Raw genomic sequence first — 16822 nt, 5'->3', positions numbered from 1 at the left:
TCAAACTGGCGTCCGCCGATTAAGTTGGCATATTCATTACTCTTAAAGTCGGACATGCGGACGATCACGGGATTCGGATAGAAAGCTGCCGCAATCATGCCCACCCCTTGGGCCAGCTTATCGACAAAGAAATCCGGTTTGTAGGCGTAATCAGCAGTCAGTTGAGCAATGGCCAACTTGGCTTCTACATCCGTCAACTCGTCATATTTCAGCAGTGCCAAAGGATGGGTCTTAATCTGATTGGCGATAATAAACTCCAATCGCGCTAGCCCCACCCCATCACAGGGAATAGCTGCCAGCCCAAAGGCTTCATCGGGATTGCCCACATTCATGAGGATTTGGGTCTGGGTGGGAGGCAGTTCATCTAAGGCCGTTTCTTCCACTACAAAGGGCAGCAGTCCGGGATAAACCTGTCCCGTTTCACCTTCAGCACAGGAAATGGTGATGTTCTGACCTGTTTTTAGGACTTCGGTGGCGGTGCCACAACCGACAATGGCGGGAATACCCATCTCCCGAGCAATAATCGCGGCATGGCAGGTGCGTCCCCCTTGATTGGTGACAATGGCACTAGCCTTTTTCATAATCGGTTCCCAATCGGGGTCCGTGCGGTTGGTCACTAAGACCTCTCCCGCCTGGAATTCCTTAATCCCTTGCACCGAAGCAATCACCCGAGCTGCCCCCTGGCCAATGCGATCACCCACGGCTCGACCCTCAATAAAGGGAGTAGGCAAGGTATCTACCGTCATTCGATAGGAGGAGAGCCGATTGGCGACCTTCTGGGATTGGACGGTTTCTGGCCGGGCTTGGACAATAAACAGTTCTCCCGTTTGGCCGTCCTTGGCCCATTCAATATCCATGGGGGTGTCCACACCCCGGACTTGGGAATAATGGTCTTCAATAATGCAGGCCCAGCGGGCTAAGGTGAGGATTTCATCGTTGTTGACGGCAAACTTGGTTCGGTCCGCTTCAGGAACGGCAATATTTTTGGTGAGTTTGCTGCCCCCCAAGTCGTAGACCATTTTGATTTCTTTACTGCCCAGATGTTTGCTCAAAATAGGACGAAATCCGTCGAGCAAGGTGGGTTTAAAGACTAGAAACTCATCGGGGTTAACTGCGCCTTGGACCACATTCTCCCCTAGGCCGTAGGCGGCGGTGACTAAGGCTGCATTCTTAAACCCGGTTTCCGTATCGATGGAGAACATCACTCCAGAAGAGGCTAGATCCGAGCGCACCATTTTCTGCACACCCACGGATAGGGCCACCTGGAAATGGTCAAAGCCTTTAAGGGTGCGATAGGAAATCGCCCGGTCTGTAAAGATGGAGGCAAAGCATTTGTGGCAGGATTCCAAAACCTGTTTAACACCATGGACATTGAGGTAAGTTTCCTGTTGTCCCGCAAAGCTGGCATCGGGTAGGTCTTCTGCCGTTGCACTGGATCGGACGGCGACGTCAACGTTGTAGTGATAGGCTTGCAGGCGTTCTTGCTCTTTGGAAGCTTGCCCTTCGGAAGCGGCATTGCCTACGCCATATTGTTCGCACAGTTGGCAATAGGCAGTGGAAATCGCTAACTCCAGATCCTTGGGAAAGGGGGTGTGGAGAATCAGCGATCGGGCCTGTCGTCCTCGCTGGCGTAGATTATCGACATCTTCGATATCTAAATCGGCAAAAATCTGCCGCAGCTGAGTTTCAATCCCTGCCTGCTGAACAAAATACCGATAGGCATAGGCGGTGGTGGCAAAGCCATTGGGGACGTTCACGTCCAGGGGAACTAGATGCTGGATCATTTCACCCAAGGAAGCATTTTTGCCACCGACTAGGGGGATGTCGGCAATGCCCACCTCATCAAAACCTAAGATCAATGTTTGCTTGCGGTTGGTTTCTGAGACAAGGCGGGGTTCTGTATGAATCATGAATTGAAGCTCCAGGAATCTCGAATTAGGCTTGAGATAAAACGTGAATTAAAGCCGCTCTATATCTTTACCCTCTCTAATCAGAATTTTTAAGGCACTAACTATAGTGTTCGCTGGAATTGTGAGGATTTTCTGAGCATCTTAGTACCAGAATTAGTGCATTGTCCTACCCGCATATTTGTGTTGACTCGGCTCAATCACCTAACAAATTCGAGGGAGTTGCTCCCCACTTAAGAAATCAACGATCCTCTCTACACCAATTCGGTTGGTTAGGGTAACCCGAGGGGATGAGGTTTTTGTGACTTGACCAATCACCTGTGCCGGATACTGATGTTTTATTTGAGGATTGGTATCGAGCGGCTCGGGGAGGGGAGCATTTAATCTGGCAAGGGCTAAATCTACAGACTGTGGTGGCACGAAAGCGATGAAACGACCTTCATTTGCCACATACAAGGGATCAAATCCTAGAATTTCACAGGCACCCTGGACATCCTCTCGGATAGGAATACAGGTTTCATCCAGTGAGATCGCAACCCGAGCAGCCAAAGCGATCTCATTTAAAGCACTCGCTAATCCCCCTCGCGTTAGATCTCGCATACAGTGCAGCTCTAAACCCTGGGCTAAGAGATCTAATACCACATAATTCAGAGGAGCTGAATCGCTCTTGATTTCACTCTCAAATTCCAACCCTTCCCGTTCCGCCAAAACAGCCATACCATGATGGCCCAAGTCACCATTCAGTATGACTAGATCACCCGGTTGGATCGATTGAGGATGGATGGTCTGATGGTGTTCAATTACCCCCACACCTGCCGTATTAATGAACACGCCGTCCCCTTTTCCCCGTTCCACCACTTTTGTATCACCCGTGACGATCTGTACATCAGCTTGGTGGGCGGCCTGTTGCATGGATTGCACAACTTGCCAAAGGGTAGTCATGGGCAGTCCCTCTTCCAGAATAAAGCTGGTGCTGAGGTAAAGGGGACGAGCTCCTGCCATCGCTAGATCATTCACAGTGCCGTAGACAGCTAGCGAACCAATATCCCCTCCTGGGAAAAATAGGGGATGGACCACATAGGAGTCGGTCGTCAACGCGAGTCGTCCCGGTGGGACATCAAGGACCGCAGCATCATGCTGGTGACGATCTTCCGATTGGAATAGACGCCCGAACATCTGCTCAATCAGCTGATGCATCAGCTTACCCCCTCCACCATGAGCTAACAAAACCTGGGGATATTGCTCAATGGGGATAGGGCAAGAGACAGAATCGATTGGCATGGGCGATTTCCAATAGTTACAACAGGACAGGCTAGGCGGGCATCATGGCATCGCCTTGTCCCAACCAAAAGAGGAGTGCTAGGGCCTTTTGAATTGGCGTCTTGAGTTTATCCTGGTCAAATGCGTTGAGTCTCAACTCATCTTCAATCAGCATTTGAGAGAGTTGGAAGATGGATGCTTGCCACATGAGAAGGGCCAAGGCATCCCTGAGTCCAGCAATTGAATGATCGGTTGGGGAAAGTTTCAAACCCCATCGAAGTAAAAATTGAACTGTAGGGCTTTTCTCACGAACGCCAGCCGATAAAGCCGGTGCGTCAGGGATGCCAGCCGGACTCAGTATCGGCTGTAAGTTCAATGGAACGGTCGGAGTCTCAGATGGGTGCTGGGGAATCGATTGCACCAGGGTACCCTGCCAAGGATCCGTCACTGGCTGGAATGGTTCTGGGTGTTGGTTGAGCTTAATATTCATTATCACACTGTTACCTCCCTCATGGTCCCTACCGCAGACTTTTGGGATAAGCGCCTGACCGTAGGATAAACTGCTGTTGAAAGGCTTCAATCTCTTCTCGACTCGGTTGGCCATGGGTAACGACGGCAATCCGAAAGCGCTGCATCACAGCTGCTGGCGATTGCCCATCCACAAGACTTTTCAACGCAGCCATCATCGCTGGGGAAGGAATACAAGCATATCCAAACTCATCCATGACGGCCCGAACGTTCGCTGCTGTTTTGGGGTCGAGCCATTCTTTGAACTTAATCCGCATCAACCATCCACCGGATAAATAAATAACGGTTACAACGTCTAACGACAACCCTCTGCATTGATGCAGATACTCGATCACCCGGATCGTAAGACTGGCATTATCAAAGAAGTAGAGATATTCCATGACTTCATTGATTCCTAGACAATGCAGCTGTTCAGGGTTGAACCCAACGCTGAAGCTCTCTATTTCAAAGGTATGAAATTCCCTTGAGGAATTCGTGAGGGCAACGTTAGCCTCTACTTTGAATGCGTTGGTTCGCCTTGATCTGCTCCGTGGGATGAAGAATGACTTCTTCACCGACTTCTAGTCCTTTCTTCACCGCTGCTTCAAGCTGACTGCGTTGGCTGATGATCACTTGACGTCGCTGGGCCTTTCCCTGATCAGCCACAAAGGTACACCATTTCTGATTCTCACATCTAAATAATGCACTCACGGGCACCTTGAGCACATCCTTATCCTCCCAGACAACAATGCGAGACTCTACTCGATAGCCATCCCCCAGGGATCGAGAAGGGGATATAAAATCAGCAATAACGTTGACGCGCTGTTCTTCTACTCCCAAAGCAGACACTTCTGTAAAAGCTGAGGGTTCAACATAGCGCACTTGGGCTTGGAGGGGGTGAGGGCCACCCCAATGTTCAACTTGAATAAAAGCACCGGGTTTGATCTTAACGGCATCTGTAGAGAGGACGTCAATTACCAGTTCCAATTGTCTGGCATCTCCCAACTCTAGGAGCGGTTCACCAGCTGATATAAAGCGCGCACTTTCTTGCAGCACTCGAAAGACATTGCCTCCAACAGGGGCTCGAACAACGGTTCGACGTGCTTCATCCGCAAGATTAACCAAGGTGGATTCTGTACTGGAAATTTGGGCTCGATAGACCTCTAATAAATAATCGGGATCTTGCTGTTCGGCCTTGAGGACAGAAAACGCTTTTTGAGCGGCAGCAACAGTTGCGATCGCACCTTGGACCTGTTTTTGAGCCACTTCCAATTCATGCTGTCGTTGGGTTGCCGCTAACTCAGCATCCTCACGGACCTTTCGAGTCTGGGCTCCTGCCGCTTCCAAGTCCTGGGCACGTTTGCGATCGCGAGTGGCCTGAGCCAAGGCCGCTTTAGCATCCGCTAGCCGAGCCTCTGCCTGTTGCTGGGTTGCGATCGCCGCTCGAATCTGGGCTTGGGCTTGAGCCAAGGCTGCGGATTTAGGACGCTGGGTTTCCACTCCTGCCAGTTGGGCGCGCAGTTCTTGCAAGCGCGCTTGGGCTTCTTGGACCTTGGTCGTCAGAGGGAGGGGATCTATCCGAGCCACGACGGCTCCTGATTGAACCGGGTCGCCTGGATCCAGGTCAATACGGGCCAGACGTCCTGCCACAGGGGCTGCAATCGTAAAGCGATGGAGTACCCTCGTTTTACCCTCAGCATCAACGGTGACTTGGAGCGGACCGCGTTGAACTTGGCCTAAGTCCACTGCAATGGGTGTAGGTCGAAAAGCAAGAGCCACGAGGGTCGCAACGCCCAATCCTAACAGCCAATAGGGAAGGCGACGGGGGAGGCGCTTCCAGGGAGGCAGGCGCTTTTTAGGGTTTGGGGTTTGGGGTTTCAGTTGGGTTGAAGGGGTAGAGTACCCATCGTCTGACGGGTAAGGAGGGGAGGGCACCGGGGGCTTCTGTTGCGGCCTGCGCAACCACGGGATTAAGGGGCGATGTTGCTTGTGTTGCATCGGATCTTCCTTCTCATTCGCGGGTTTTGAGCACGGCAATTAAATCCAGATGGTTGAGCTGACGACGAATTAATCCTCCAGAACCCAGAGCTGCTAGAAAAATAATCACAAAGGCAAAGGCGTAGCTAGCGGGCGTGACAATTAAGGGGAACCGAAACAATTCCCAGTCATAGGCCCGAGTAATCAGAGCCGCTAAGCCAAATCCCAAGGCAAAGCCGAAGGGAATCGCCACAACGGTGACGATGGCTTGCTCACCGAGCAAGATGACGGCAATTTCTCCTTGGGTAAACCCAATGATACGCAAGGTTGCGAGTTCACGGTCGCGCTCTGAAAGCGCAATCCGGGCAACGTTATAGACTACCCCAAAGGCAATCACACTTGAAAAAATAACCAACACTGTCGTGAAAATCGCAAAACTGCCACCAATGGTCTTTTCAAACTCAGTAATCACCCGCTCCCGCAAGGCCACGCTAGCCACAGCAGGGGTTTGTTTTAGTTGGGTATAGAGCTGCTCCAAGTGGTGGGCATCCACGGTCAGGTAGGCTCCTGATAGGGTTGGCCCTTCTCGCATTAACTGATTGAGGGCATGAATATCCATATAAGCCCCCAAACCAATCAATTCATCGACGAATCCCACCACTAGCACTGTCCGGGTAGGGCGTTCTCCCTCTAAAACTTCCACTGTCAGCGGGTCACCGGGCGTTACGCCTAAGATCTCAGCCAACTTTGTGGTTAAGACCACCCCCTGATCAGGGAGAGGTACAGGGTAGAAGTCTTGGTCTAATAGACGCCGTAATTCTCCTTGAGGCTCCAATCCTGTCAAGCCACTCAGGTGGGTTTGATGCTGAAATCGTAGACGAGCTGGAACGGCCCGGAAGGGCTCAGCTTGCATTACTCCCGGTAAATGGGTTAATTCATAACGGGCGCGACTGGACAGCGGTTCATTAAATACCAGGGTTACATCTTCTCGCTGCACCTGCCGAAACTGGGCTTCGATCATGTAGTTGGTGGCATCCTCGAAATAGCGACCAATGACGAGGATGGCTACTGCAGCAGCAATCCCCAGAATTGACAGACTCGCCTGCAACGATCGCCGTTCTAGGTTCCGCAGAATAATTTGCCCCACTGGAGGGATAAACTGTTGCATTCCCATCCGCTCAATAATCGTGCGTCGAAAGGATGCTGGAGGCTCGGGCCGCATGGCCTCTGCGGGGGGTAAAGATACAGCCTGTTTCACTGCCGTGAATGTCCCCAGGACAGCCGCCCCTCCACTCACAACAATGGCAGTGATCATAATCTGAAGGCCCGCTCGATACCGCAGCACCGGAAAGTGATAGAAGCGGGCATAGTTCTCAGTAATAACGGCCCCCAAACCAATACCAACAATTGTCCCTAACCCGGCTCCAAGCAGGGTAATCACCAAGACGAGCTTTAAGTAATGCCAACCCACAGCGAGATTGTCGTAGCCAAAGGCTTTCAAAACGGCAATTTGATCTCGCTGGGTACTCACTAGCCGCGCAAGAACCAGATTCAGCAAGAACGCAGCAATCCCCAGAAACACAAAGGGCACCATGACTGCGGTGGCTGCCAAGCTCTCGATTTCGCTGTTGATAAACTGATGGGAAATCTGATCAGCCCGTTCGTAGGCCCCCAGCCCTCCGTAGGGTTTCAATAACTGATCAAGCCGGAAAATAACACTGGCCGGATTAGCGCTTGGCATCAAGGATAGGGCGACATCATTAAACGCTCCATCCATATCAAAGGCTGTGCCCAACGCCTCTCGCCCCATCCAGATCACCCCAAAGCGCTGATTGTCTGGGAACAGCTCCACTCCCCTAATTTCATAAACATATTCGGGTGATAAGGCAATCCCGACAATCCGTAATTGCTGCCACCGTTCGTTGATCACGGCGCCCAAGGTATCCCCCAGCTCCAAATGATTCGCTTGCGCAAACACCTCACTGACTAAAACCTGATCTCGTCGTCCGGGTTCAATATATTGGCCTTGACGAATGAACAGATCATTTAACATCGGGGTCCGCTGCTCAGGAATGGCAATCAACCGTCCAGTTGCAGGTTCCGGTAGGGAAGGCACATCCAAATTCACATCCACGACCACCCGCGTCTGCACCTGCTGCACACCTGGTAGTTCAGCAATCCGCTCAATAAGGGAATCTGGTGCCCGCTTCAACTGGGCAAATACATCCGCAAATTGATAGCGATCATAGTAGGTCTGTTGTGAGAGCTGCAGGGAATCGTAGGCACTCAGCATGGTCACCAAACAAGCAATTCCACAGGCGACGATCAATGCGATCGCAATCACCTGTCCCCGGAGATGACGGAGATCTCGAAGGAGTTTTTGGTCAAGGGCTACCACTCCAACTCTCCCGGTTTCACTTTGTGTTCATTCTCTCGAACAGCCACTATCTCGCCACTCCGCATGGTAATCACCCGATCGGCCATTGCGGAAATCCCAGCGTTGTGGGTAATGACGGCTGTCGTTGTCCCTAACTCCCGATTGACTTGGGCGAGGGCTTCCAGGACGAGCTTACCGGTTTGAAAGTCCAAAGCTCCCGTGGGTTCATCACAGAGCAGCACTTGGGGGCGTTTAGCAATCGCTCGTGCGATCGCAACCCGTTGCTGTTCTCCCCCGGATAGTTGAGCTGGAAAGTGATTGATACGATCACCAAGATGAACCAGTTCTAACGCTTCGCGGGGATGCATGGGCTGGGGGGCAATCTCGGTGACGAGAGCAACATTCTCACGGGCGGTGAGGCTGGGGATAAGGTTATAGAACTGAAAGACAAAGCCCACACTCTGGCGGCGAAAGCGGGTGAGGGTGCGATCATTAGCCGCGGTTAGGTCTTGCCCCTGAAATATCACCTGACCACTGGAAGGCACATCCAGACCCCCCAGAATATTGAGAAGAGTGGATTTCCCGCTGCCAGAAGGACCGAGTAGAACGATAAATTCACCGGCAAAAAGCTCCAAATCCACCGATCTGAGGGCCTCAACCGTCACCTCACCCATGACATAGGTTTTAGTCACCCCCCTCACCTTAAAAAGACTTGTACTGGCAAGAGACATCAAGGAGCTGCCTTTGTTGTTAGAGATTTGTGAAGGCTGAGACATGGCTAAAACCATCGTCACGACAAGACTTATTTCCGTAATATCCTTGGCTCGGCATGTAAAAACTCTTTGGCACATTAGTTTGAACTTAGATTCCAAGCTTGAGAAAGTTGTGAAGTAGCAAGGACACTCACAACTTTCTCAAAGGATTAGCGTTCTCGGACGTGAGGAAGCCTCAAACGCTAAAAGTCCTTTTGACCTGACTCATCAGTCATTACTAAAGCTACGGCTCCAGTCACCTTTCCATTCTTCAATGCCGACAGTGCCTCATTGGCAGTACTCAGCGGAAAAGCCTGGACTTGCGTTTGAATGGGAATTTGAGGGGCTAAAGTCAGAAATTCTTCCCCATCTTGGCGCGTGAGATTGGCCACTGAGCGAATAGAACGTTCCTCCCACAAACTTTTGTAAGGAAAGCTAGGAATATCACTCATATGAATACCGGCACAAACCACCACCCCTGCTTTAGTGACAGCCGTCAAGGCCGCTGGCACCAATGAGCCAACGGGAGCAAAAATAATCGCAGCATCTAGGCTTTGGGGTGGACTTTCATCAGATCCCCCGGACCATACCGCCCCAAGTTCACGGGCAAACTGCTGTGCTTGCATATCCCCAGGTCGGGTAAAAGCATAGATCTGACGTCCTTGATAATTGGCCACCTGAATTAAGATATGGGCCGCTGCGCCAAAGCCATAGAAACCAATCCGTTCGGCCTTGCCCACCATGCGATAGGATCGATAGCCAATGAGACCTGCGCAGAGTAGTGGGGCTGCCTGTAGATCAGGATACTCTTCAGGAATGGGAAAGCAGAAATGGGCATCGGCCACTGCATATTCAGCAAAACCTCCATCCAGGTTATAGCCCATAAACCGGGCTTGATCGCAAAGATTCTCCCGACCTGAAAGGCAGTATCGGCAGCAGTTACAGGTTTGTCCCAACCAGGGAACACCGACGCGATCACCTTGTTTGAATCCTGTCACTTGTTCCCCCAGTTCAATCACGGTGCCCACAATCTGATGTCCCAAAATAAGCGGTAATTTGGGATTTGGCAGCTCGCCATCAACAATATGTAAATCGGTTCGACAAACCCCACAAATATGAATCCGCAATAGAAGTTGGTGAGGATTAGGGGTGGGGATGGGGCGTTCTACCAACCTGAGAAGTTGACCGGGGGCATCTAGTTGCATTGCTCGCATTGCTGATTCCTCCAAGGCTAGATGTATATCTCTCAATACTGTTGGCGAAAGGGAACCCCTCACAAATTCATCAAGTTTATTTTTTAAATTCAAAGTAGAAGGAGGTGACTCCCCTATCGTTTCAAACATAACGGTGCTTTATAAAACTTCTGTGGGGAGCCCCCCAATCCAGTCGTGATAGCGAGGAGGCGTAATGATGTCTATTGTCCTTCGTGATCCATTCCATAGTTTTGAACGCATGTATCCGTTAGGTTGGGAACCTTTTCAAGAATTGGAAAGCTTACGACGTGAGATGGATCGGATGTTTGGACGGTTAATGCCAATTTCTGAACGGGATGGAGAAAAGAGTCTTACCTTCATGCCATCTGCAGAAATGGACGAAACTGATCAAGAAATCCATCTCAAATTTGAACTTCCTGGTCTTGATGCTAAGGATCTTGATATAGAAGTCACCAAAGATGCCGTTTACATCCGAGGAGAACGCAAGACTGAAATTGAAGCAGAGTCAGAAGGGACCGTTCGATCTGAATTCCACTATGGAAAATTTGAACGCGTTATCCCCATGCCTAGCCCCATTAAGACCGATAACGTTCAAGCAGAATTCAACAATGGGGTCTTGAGTCTCACCTTATCGAAGTCTGAGGAGGATATGAAAAAGTCTGTAAAAGTAGAAATTAGCTAGATACTCAATTACTGTTTCGTGAGGCTGTGATCGCATCTTCATATTCAAGGTGCGATCACAGTGCTAATTGCTGGATTAATTTACAGATCACTGTCTTGTGACCCATGCTCTAACACCGAGAAAAATCGTGAGGCATTGCAAACCAGTCATGAGAAGTACTTGGCTACGTCCAACTCTGATGTTCCTGACAACTTTTTTCGAGACAGTTCATACCTTGTTCTCAGGTGCTCCATACGAAAATCAATAAGCTATTCGCTATAATGGCACTATCTTACAGGTCTTTTGCTAAGCGCAAACTTGGCCTTCTCCTGCAGCCGTAAGTGGGTGGCGTTATTTACGCATAAAGGCAGGTATTTTCACATGCACACTAAATCAGGTTATTTGTTCGGAGCAAAGCAGCACAGGCTTTACTATCGAGCTTGGTTCCCCGAACATCCTCCTCAAGCTGCGGTGGCAATTGTCCACGGCCTCGGTAGCCATGGCAGTACTTTTATGAATGCGGTCAATACATTTGTTCCTCAGGATTATGCGGTCTATGTCTTAGATCTGCGGGGGCATGGTCGCTCTTCTGGACAGCGAGGTTATATCAACCACTGGTCAGAGTTTAGAACCGACTTTCACTTTTTTCTGCAGTTAGTTGAGCGCCAACAGCCTCACGTTCCTCTCTTTGCCTGGGGACATAGTTTAGGAGGTGTAATTGTTCTGGATTATGTCCTACATTCCCCGCATCCATTGATGGGCATCATTGTGTCCGGTCTACCCATGGGAGCTGTCGGTGTTTCACCCTGGAAGTTAGCAATCGCTGGCCTTCTATCACAGCTATGGCCTCGATTTTCCCTCAATACGGGCATCGATCTAGCCAGTAATTCTAGCGATCCAGCCGTCCTTCTAGACTATTCTCAGGATCCACTGCGGCATACTCAAGGAACAGCTCGGTTAGCCACTGAGTTTCTCCGCACTCAAGCCGAATTACAAGCCCACGCAGCGAATCTCCGTCTACCGCTGTTGATGCTCCATGGCAGCAACGATCAGACCGCTTCTCTCACCGAGAGCGCAACCTTTTTTCACAAGGTCGGTAGCAAGACCAAACAACATCTGGAATACCCAGGAGCCTTTCACGACTTACATGCTGATCTGGAGGCCCAAACAGTACTCGCTGATATGAGCCAATGGCTCCGTCAACAGCTAACTTCCTTTGAGAAAAACAAGGAACGACAGCTTATAGGCATATAGTTAGCCTTTTGTGGTCTCTTCCAAAGAGCGAATGAATTCACGAATGATATCGGTCTTGGTTCGTTGTGTTTTTTTCGCATAGCGGTCCAATATTTTTAGTTCATGCTCTGGAATTCTTATACAAAGCTGGTTCTGGGCCATATGTATAGATATATGCTATACTGCGATTGTACCTTAAAAATTGTCATTCAACGCCACTAGAGCATGTTTTAAGGTTCCAATTCAATGAACGCGCTGTATTGATGCTATTCAGAATTATTCAAGCAGTGCTTCAGCATCGCTCACGCTCCTTGTTGCTGCAGAAGTAACAATTACACCGCGTAGCTTTGTCAGAAGCCATCTCACATCAAGGAAAGCGCGAAATGGTTGAGGAGAACCAGCGCCGTTTGTGAGAGAGAGTCGTCATTAGCGACTCTAGCTGATCATGTTTACACCCAGTGAGATTTACTGCCCACCCCCGCAGTCTGAACAGGGGCTCTTGGGACGAACCCTGCCGTCGCTTCTCGATGAAGCCTGCGAGCATCATCCGAACGCCCAAGCCTTTAATCATTGGACGAAAGAAGGTTGGGAACCCGTCTCATCACAGGCATTCCGTACAACCACCGAAGAAATCGCTTTGGGTCTAAAAGAACTTGGGCTAGAGGCTGGAGATCGCATGGCCTTACTCATGCACAGTGATGTCAATTTCTGCCTGGCCGATATGGGCAGTTTGTTGGCCCACCTGATTAACGTCCCTATTTATATGGGTGAAACCCCAGAAAATATGGTGTTCATTATGCAGCATAGTGGCGCAAAAGCCCTTGTACTGTCTGATTTACAGGTGCTGCAGCAAATTATTCCTTGCCTACATGAGCTATCTACGCTGAAATTCGTTATTGTTGCCAATGGCATAGACTCCAAATCCGGCGAGGATTCTTCGATAGAGCTTCAGACTACTCTTCCAGATAGCATTCAACTTGTGTCTTTGCCTTCCGTGCGGATATGGGGGCAAGAGCAATTATCAGACCAATCCCGGAAGCGGTTGCGAGCTGAGATTTCACCTAAAGATGTGGCCACCATTGTTTATGTTGCTGGTGCGACGGGACGTTGTCAGGCATTTAGAAGCCAAGTATTACCGATTTTTCAGGCAGTGACATCCCTCAGACAGCGGCTACAACATGGTGCTCCCTACCTGTGCGAGCTGCCAAAAGGGGTAATGCTCACCCATGAGAATCTGGCAGGGGATGCACTGGCCGCGTTTAGCATTATGCCGGGTCTTCGAAATGGCCCTCAGGAAACAGTCCTTTCTTTTCTGCCGCTCACCCATGTTTTTGCTCGCGTCATGCTGTATGGACACCTGAACCATGGCCATACTGTTTATTTTACGACTCCCCAACGAATCGTAAAGCATATTCGGGAGATCAGGCCCACTATCTTATCGACCGTTCCCCGCCTTTTAGAAAAGGTCTATCAAAAAATTCTGGAGCGAGGCCATCACCTGCCCCATTTCCAGCAGATGATCTTCCAGTGGGCTATCAATCTAGCGCAGAGATACCAACTGGGTTGCCAGTCGCATGGACTCTATACTTGGAAACTTAAACTAGCAGACCAGTTAGTGTATCGCCCGTGGCGCAAGGGATTTGGGGGACGGCTCAGGTATCTCCTCTGTGGGGGGGCTGCCCTTAAGTCAGAGTTAGCCAACGTTTTGTCGGCTGCGGGTATTCCGGTCCTACAAGGGTATGGCCTCACGCAAACGAGTGCCGTCCTGTGTGTGAATCGAGGAGAACTGAATCGAGCTGGCACGGTAGGGGTGCCTATCCCTGGTGTTGAAATTGAGATCGCACCCGATGGCGAAATCTTGGCTAAAGCTCCCTATGTGATGAAAGGCTATTACAACAATCCAATGGCAACCCAAGAAGCCATTGACGCGCAGGGCTGGTTCCACACCGGCGACTATGGGGAGATAACCGATGAAGGGTTCTTGACCATTACCGGTCAGAAAAAAAGTCTTTTTAAGTTATCAACTGGTAAATATGTGGCCCCTGAGCGTATTGAGCATCATCTTGTTCAATCCTCGTTAGTAGACTGGGCTTTGGCAGTGGGTAACCAGCGCCCTTACTGTGGTCTGCTGATTTTTCCCAATCGACGGAGACTGCAAAGACTAGCCAAGAAGCTAGGACTCCATCTTTCCCTTAACAAGATCGTAGACCATGCGCAGATTGTTGCTGAATATCAGTTACTGATCGATGCGGCTAATCAGAACCTCCCGGCGTGGTCAAGGGTGAAACGCTTTCGTCTAATACCTGAAACACTGACTGTTACCCATGGATTACTGACTCCTTCTCGACGACTCGATCGGGAATCCACCTGTACGGCCTTCGCCGAAGAAATTGAGGCACTATATGGCGCTGTTGTGCCTGCGATAGCTCAGCCAGCTTCTCCCGTTATCCCACCATCGTCTGCGTCACTGAGGTTAGAAGCCTCTTAGGGATTTATTCCTGCTGAATTGATTGAGGTTTTTGTTATGTTGAAACCATTTCGGACCGCTGCTGTTCTCGGTGCAGGCGTAATGGGCACTCAAATTGCGGCCCACCTCGCCAATGCAGGCTTAGTGGTTTATCTCCTGGATCTGCCTGGGCCTGGCATTCATAAAAACGCGATTGTTGAAGCTGCCTTTAAGAAAGGTTTGCAGCAAAAACCGCCGATCTTCTTCACCGAAAAAACAGCTCGCCGCGTAATTCTGGGGAATTTTGAGGATGACTGGCATCGCCTAACCCATGTGGATTGGGTGATTGAGGCGGTAGTCGAAAAGTTAGAGGTCAAGCAACAGTTGATGGCCCGTTTAGAAGGCCACATTCGCGATGATGCAGTAGTGTCAACCAATACAAGCGGGTTGTCCATCCAAGCGATTACTGCAGGTTGCTCCGATTCGTTCCGACGACGGTTTCTAGGGACACACTTTTTTAATCCTCCACGTTACCTGAAGCTGTTGGAACTGATTCCCACCGCAGAAACGGATCCGCACATTGTGGAGCAGCTGAAGTGGTTTGGACATCTCCATCTGGGGAAAGGGGTAGTGGTCGCTAAAGATACCCCCAACTTTATCGGCAATCGGATTGGTGTGTTTATCAGTATGCTCGGCATCCAGGCCTTTACGGAGCAGGGATACACCATTGAAGAAATTGATACGCTCACGGGAACCCTGGTGGGTCGTCCTAAATCTGCAACCTTCCGAACTGCAGATATTGTGGGTCTCGATACCTTACTGTATGTAGCTGAAAATCTCTATCCTGCCATCCCTGACGATGAAAGTCGTGAAGTTTTTCAGGTGCCTGAGATTCTGAGACGCCTCGTCGAGGCAGGACATCTCGGGGCCAAAACGGGGCAGGGCTTCTATCAAAAAGTAGGTAGAGATATCCTCTCCGTTAACCCGCAGACCCTGGCATACGAAAAACCCCAGTCCCTGCATCTAGGGAACTGGAAAGCCATTGCCAAAATTAAATCTCTTCCTGAACGTTTGCGAACACTCTATCAAGATGCCGGTCGAGCGGGGACATTGTTTCGGCAAATGATGCTGAGGATCCTAAGTTACAGTGCCCATCGGATTTCTGAAATTGCCGATAGCCCCCTCGACATTGATCAGGCCATGCGTTGGGGATTTGGCTGGCAGCTCGGTCCCTTTGAAATTTGGCAGGAACTTGGCTTTGCTAGAATCCTGAAAGATATGCAAGGGTCTGGGATGATGGTGCCCAGCTGGATTGAGTCCATGCAACTTGCAGGCATTGACCGCTTCTATCAAAGGGCTAGCGAACATAGAGCAGCGTTTGTCTACCAACCCCTACATGGCTACCACCCAACCGAAACACCACGGGATGAACTGACGGTTGCTCAGATTAAAACTGATCCGACGCGCACGCTGTGGTCAAATGCTGAAGCGGCGCTGATTGACATGGGGGATCGCGTTGCCCTATTTGAGTTCCGTTCGAAGGGGAATACCCTTGGACAGGTTGTAGTGGATGGCTTCTCAGAAGCATTGGACATCGTCGAAGCTGGGGACTATCGCGGTCTGGTCATTGGCAATGATGGGGAGCATTTCTCTGCCGGGGCCAACCTGGCAGACATGATCAAGTTCTCGCACCAAGACAAGGTCAATGTCTTTACAGATTGTGAGCATGGTGCCATTGCCCATCTCCTCGATCAGTTTCAGGCGCTGATGTTGCGAATTCACTACTTCCCTAAGCCGATTGTGGCAGCCATTCGCGGACGAATCTTAGGGGGTGGCTGTGAGCTGGTGATGGCTTCTCCCCACGTGGTGGCAGCGGCTGAGACCTACATTGGTTTGGTAGAACTCAGCGTCGGTTTGATTCCCGGTGCAGGTGGCATTATGACCATGGCAACTTGGGCTGCTGAACAGGCTGCCAGTGATATTCCCAGCGATATTCAACCGTTTTTAAAGCAGGCTTTTGAGCATATTGGTATGGCAAAGGTGGCAAGCAGTGCCTATGAAGCTCAGGAGTGGGGATATTTACCACAGACAGCTCAAATTGTCATAAATAGCGATCGCCGTTTGTACGTCGCCAAGGAAGAAGTGTTGCGCCTAGATCATGAGGGCTACGTCCCCCCACCCAAACGCAACGCGATCCAGGTGTTGGGCAAACCAGCCCGCGCCCTGTTTGAAACGGCAGCCTATCAGATGCAGCAAGGAGGCTATATCTCTGACTATGATCGCTTCCTTGCCAATCGGTTGGCCTATGTGCTGACAGGCGGTGATCTGTCAGCACCAACGTTGGTCTCCGATGACTATCTGCTGGGCTTAGAACGTGACATGTTCTTACCCCTGTTCTCAGAGAAGAAAACTCAGGAACGGATCATGCATACGTTGAAAACGAAAAAGCCTTTACGGAATTAGGAGACTCAATCTTAGTCCTCACAAA

13 protein-coding genes are annotated in these 16822 nt (G+C 50.3%); 4 read left to right on the top strand and 9 right to left on the bottom strand.

What is annotated here, in order from left to right:
* The 8 genes from ppsA to Q0991_RS21165 all read right to left on the bottom strand — a co-directional run.
* On the bottom strand, positions 1 to 1910 hold a 1910-nt coding region (gene ppsA / locus Q0991_RS21200), incomplete at its 3' end, for a phosphoenolpyruvate synthase (RefSeq protein WP_299492311.1).
* 201 nt (positions 1911 to 2111) lie between these two features.
* On the bottom strand, positions 2112 to 3188 hold the full coding sequence (gene hypE / locus Q0991_RS21195; protein ID WP_299492309.1) for a hydrogenase expression/formation protein HypE: 1077 nt from the start codon (positions 3186 to 3188) through the stop codon (positions 2112 to 2114).
* A gap of 31 nt (positions 3189 to 3219) precedes the next feature.
* On the bottom strand, positions 3220 to 3657 hold the full coding sequence (locus Q0991_RS21190) for a hypothetical protein (RefSeq protein WP_299492313.1): 438 nt from the start codon (positions 3655 to 3657) through the stop codon (positions 3220 to 3222).
* 28 nt (positions 3658 to 3685) lie between these two features.
* Positions 3686 to 4075 (bottom strand): hypothetical protein, encoded by a 390-nt coding sequence (locus Q0991_RS21185; protein ID WP_299492307.1) that lies wholly within the window; start codon positions 4073 to 4075, stop codon positions 3686 to 3688.
* 106 nt (positions 4076 to 4181) lie between these two features.
* On the bottom strand, positions 4182 to 5672 hold the full coding sequence (locus tag Q0991_RS21180; RefSeq protein ID WP_299492305.1) for an HlyD family efflux transporter periplasmic adaptor subunit: 1491 nt from the start codon (positions 5670 to 5672) through the stop codon (positions 4182 to 4184).
* 13 nt (positions 5673 to 5685) lie between these two features.
* Positions 5686 to 8049: an ABC transporter permease gene (locus tag Q0991_RS21175; protein ID WP_299492303.1), complete on the bottom strand. Its 2364-nt coding sequence runs from the start codon at positions 8047 to 8049 to the stop codon at positions 5686 to 5688.
* The gene (locus Q0991_RS21170; RefSeq protein ID WP_299492300.1) at positions 8043 to 8804 is read right to left on the bottom strand and encodes an ABC transporter ATP-binding protein; all 762 of its coding nucleotides are present in this window, start codon (positions 8802 to 8804) and stop codon (positions 8043 to 8045) included. The genes Q0991_RS21175 and Q0991_RS21170 overlap by 7 nt, the downstream gene beginning before the upstream one ends.
* Before the next feature lie 179 nt (positions 8805 to 8983).
* Entirely contained in the window at positions 8984 to 9994 is a 1011-nt protein-coding gene (locus tag Q0991_RS21165) for a zinc-dependent alcohol dehydrogenase family protein (protein WP_299492298.1), read from the bottom strand.
* Positions 9995 to 10190: 196 nt separating this feature from the next.
* On the opposite strand from Q0991_RS21165, the gene Q0991_RS21160 reads away from it, so the two are divergent.
* Both Q0991_RS21160 and Q0991_RS21155 read left to right on the top strand, forming a co-directional pair.
* Positions 10191 to 10676 carry an Hsp20/alpha crystallin family protein gene (locus tag Q0991_RS21160; protein WP_366525032.1) on the top strand — a complete coding sequence of 162 codons (486 nt, stop codon included), beginning with the start codon at positions 10191 to 10193 and terminating at the stop codon, positions 10674 to 10676.
* A gap of 360 nt (positions 10677 to 11036) precedes the next feature.
* Positions 11037 to 11909, top strand: coding sequence for an alpha/beta hydrolase (locus Q0991_RS21155; protein WP_299492294.1), 873 nt, complete (start codon positions 11037 to 11039; stop codon positions 11907 to 11909).
* On the opposite strand, the gene Q0991_RS21150 is transcribed toward Q0991_RS21155, so the two are convergent.
* Positions 11910 to 12050 carry a ribbon-helix-helix protein, CopG family gene (locus Q0991_RS21150; protein WP_012162641.1) on the bottom strand — a complete coding sequence of 47 codons (141 nt, stop codon included), beginning with the start codon at positions 12048 to 12050 and terminating at the stop codon, positions 11910 to 11912.
* A 283-nt stretch (positions 12051 to 12333) separates the two neighbouring features.
* Between Q0991_RS21150 and Q0991_RS21145 the strand changes: the two genes are divergently transcribed.
* Complete coding sequence (locus Q0991_RS21145) at positions 12334 to 14376, top strand: AMP-dependent synthetase/ligase (protein WP_299492290.1); 2043 nt, start codon at positions 12334 to 12336, stop codon at positions 14374 to 14376.
* Positions 14377 to 14412: 36 nt separating this feature from the next.
* Complete coding sequence (locus Q0991_RS21140) at positions 14413 to 16797, top strand: 3-hydroxyacyl-CoA dehydrogenase/enoyl-CoA hydratase family protein (RefSeq protein WP_299492288.1); 2385 nt, start codon at positions 14413 to 14415, stop codon at positions 16795 to 16797.
* Positions 16798 to 16822 lie beyond the last annotated feature (25 nt).

It is taken from the genome of Acaryochloris sp. IP29b_bin.137, assembly GCF_028285745.1.
Classification (GTDB): Bacteria; Cyanobacteriota; Cyanobacteriia; order Thermosynechococcales; family Thermosynechococcaceae; genus Acaryochloris.
This window is presented reverse-complemented; position numbering and strand designations above follow the sequence as displayed.

Coding starts and splice junctions, on each gene's coding strand:
- hypE (WP_299492309.1), bottom strand. CDS start 3,188: ATGCCAATCGATTCTGTCTCTTGCCCTATCCCCATTGAGCAATATCCC.
- Q0991_RS21170 (WP_299492300.1), bottom strand. CDS start 8,804: ATGTCTCAGCCTTCACAAATCTCTAACAACAAAGGCAGCTCCTTGATG.
- Q0991_RS21160 (WP_366525032.1), top strand. CDS start 10,191: ATGTCTATTGTCCTTCGTGATCCATTCCATAGTTTTGAACGCATGTAT.
- Q0991_RS21180 (WP_299492305.1), bottom strand. CDS start 5,672: ATGCAACACAAGCAACATCGCCCCTTAATCCCGTGGTTGCGCAGGCCG.
- Q0991_RS21140 (WP_299492288.1), top strand. CDS start 14,413: ATGTTGAAACCATTTCGGACCGCTGCTGTTCTCGGTGCAGGCGTAATG.
- Q0991_RS21145 (WP_299492290.1), top strand. CDS start 12,334: ATGTTTACACCCAGTGAGATTTACTGCCCACCCCCGCAGTCTGAACAG.
- Q0991_RS21165 (WP_299492298.1), bottom strand. CDS start 9,994: ATGCGAGCAATGCAACTAGATGCCCCCGGTCAACTTCTCAGGTTGGTA.
- Q0991_RS21155 (WP_299492294.1), top strand. CDS start 11,037: ATGCACACTAAATCAGGTTATTTGTTCGGAGCAAAGCAGCACAGGCTT.
- Q0991_RS21185 (WP_299492307.1), bottom strand. CDS start 4,075: ATGGAATATCTCTACTTCTTTGATAATGCCAGTCTTACGATCCGGGTG.
- Q0991_RS21190 (WP_299492313.1), bottom strand. CDS start 3,657: ATGAATATTAAGCTCAACCAACACCCAGAACCATTCCAGCCAGTGACG.
- Q0991_RS21150 (WP_012162641.1), bottom strand. CDS start 12,050: ATGGCCCAGAACCAGCTTTGTATAAGAATTCCAGAGCATGAACTAAAA.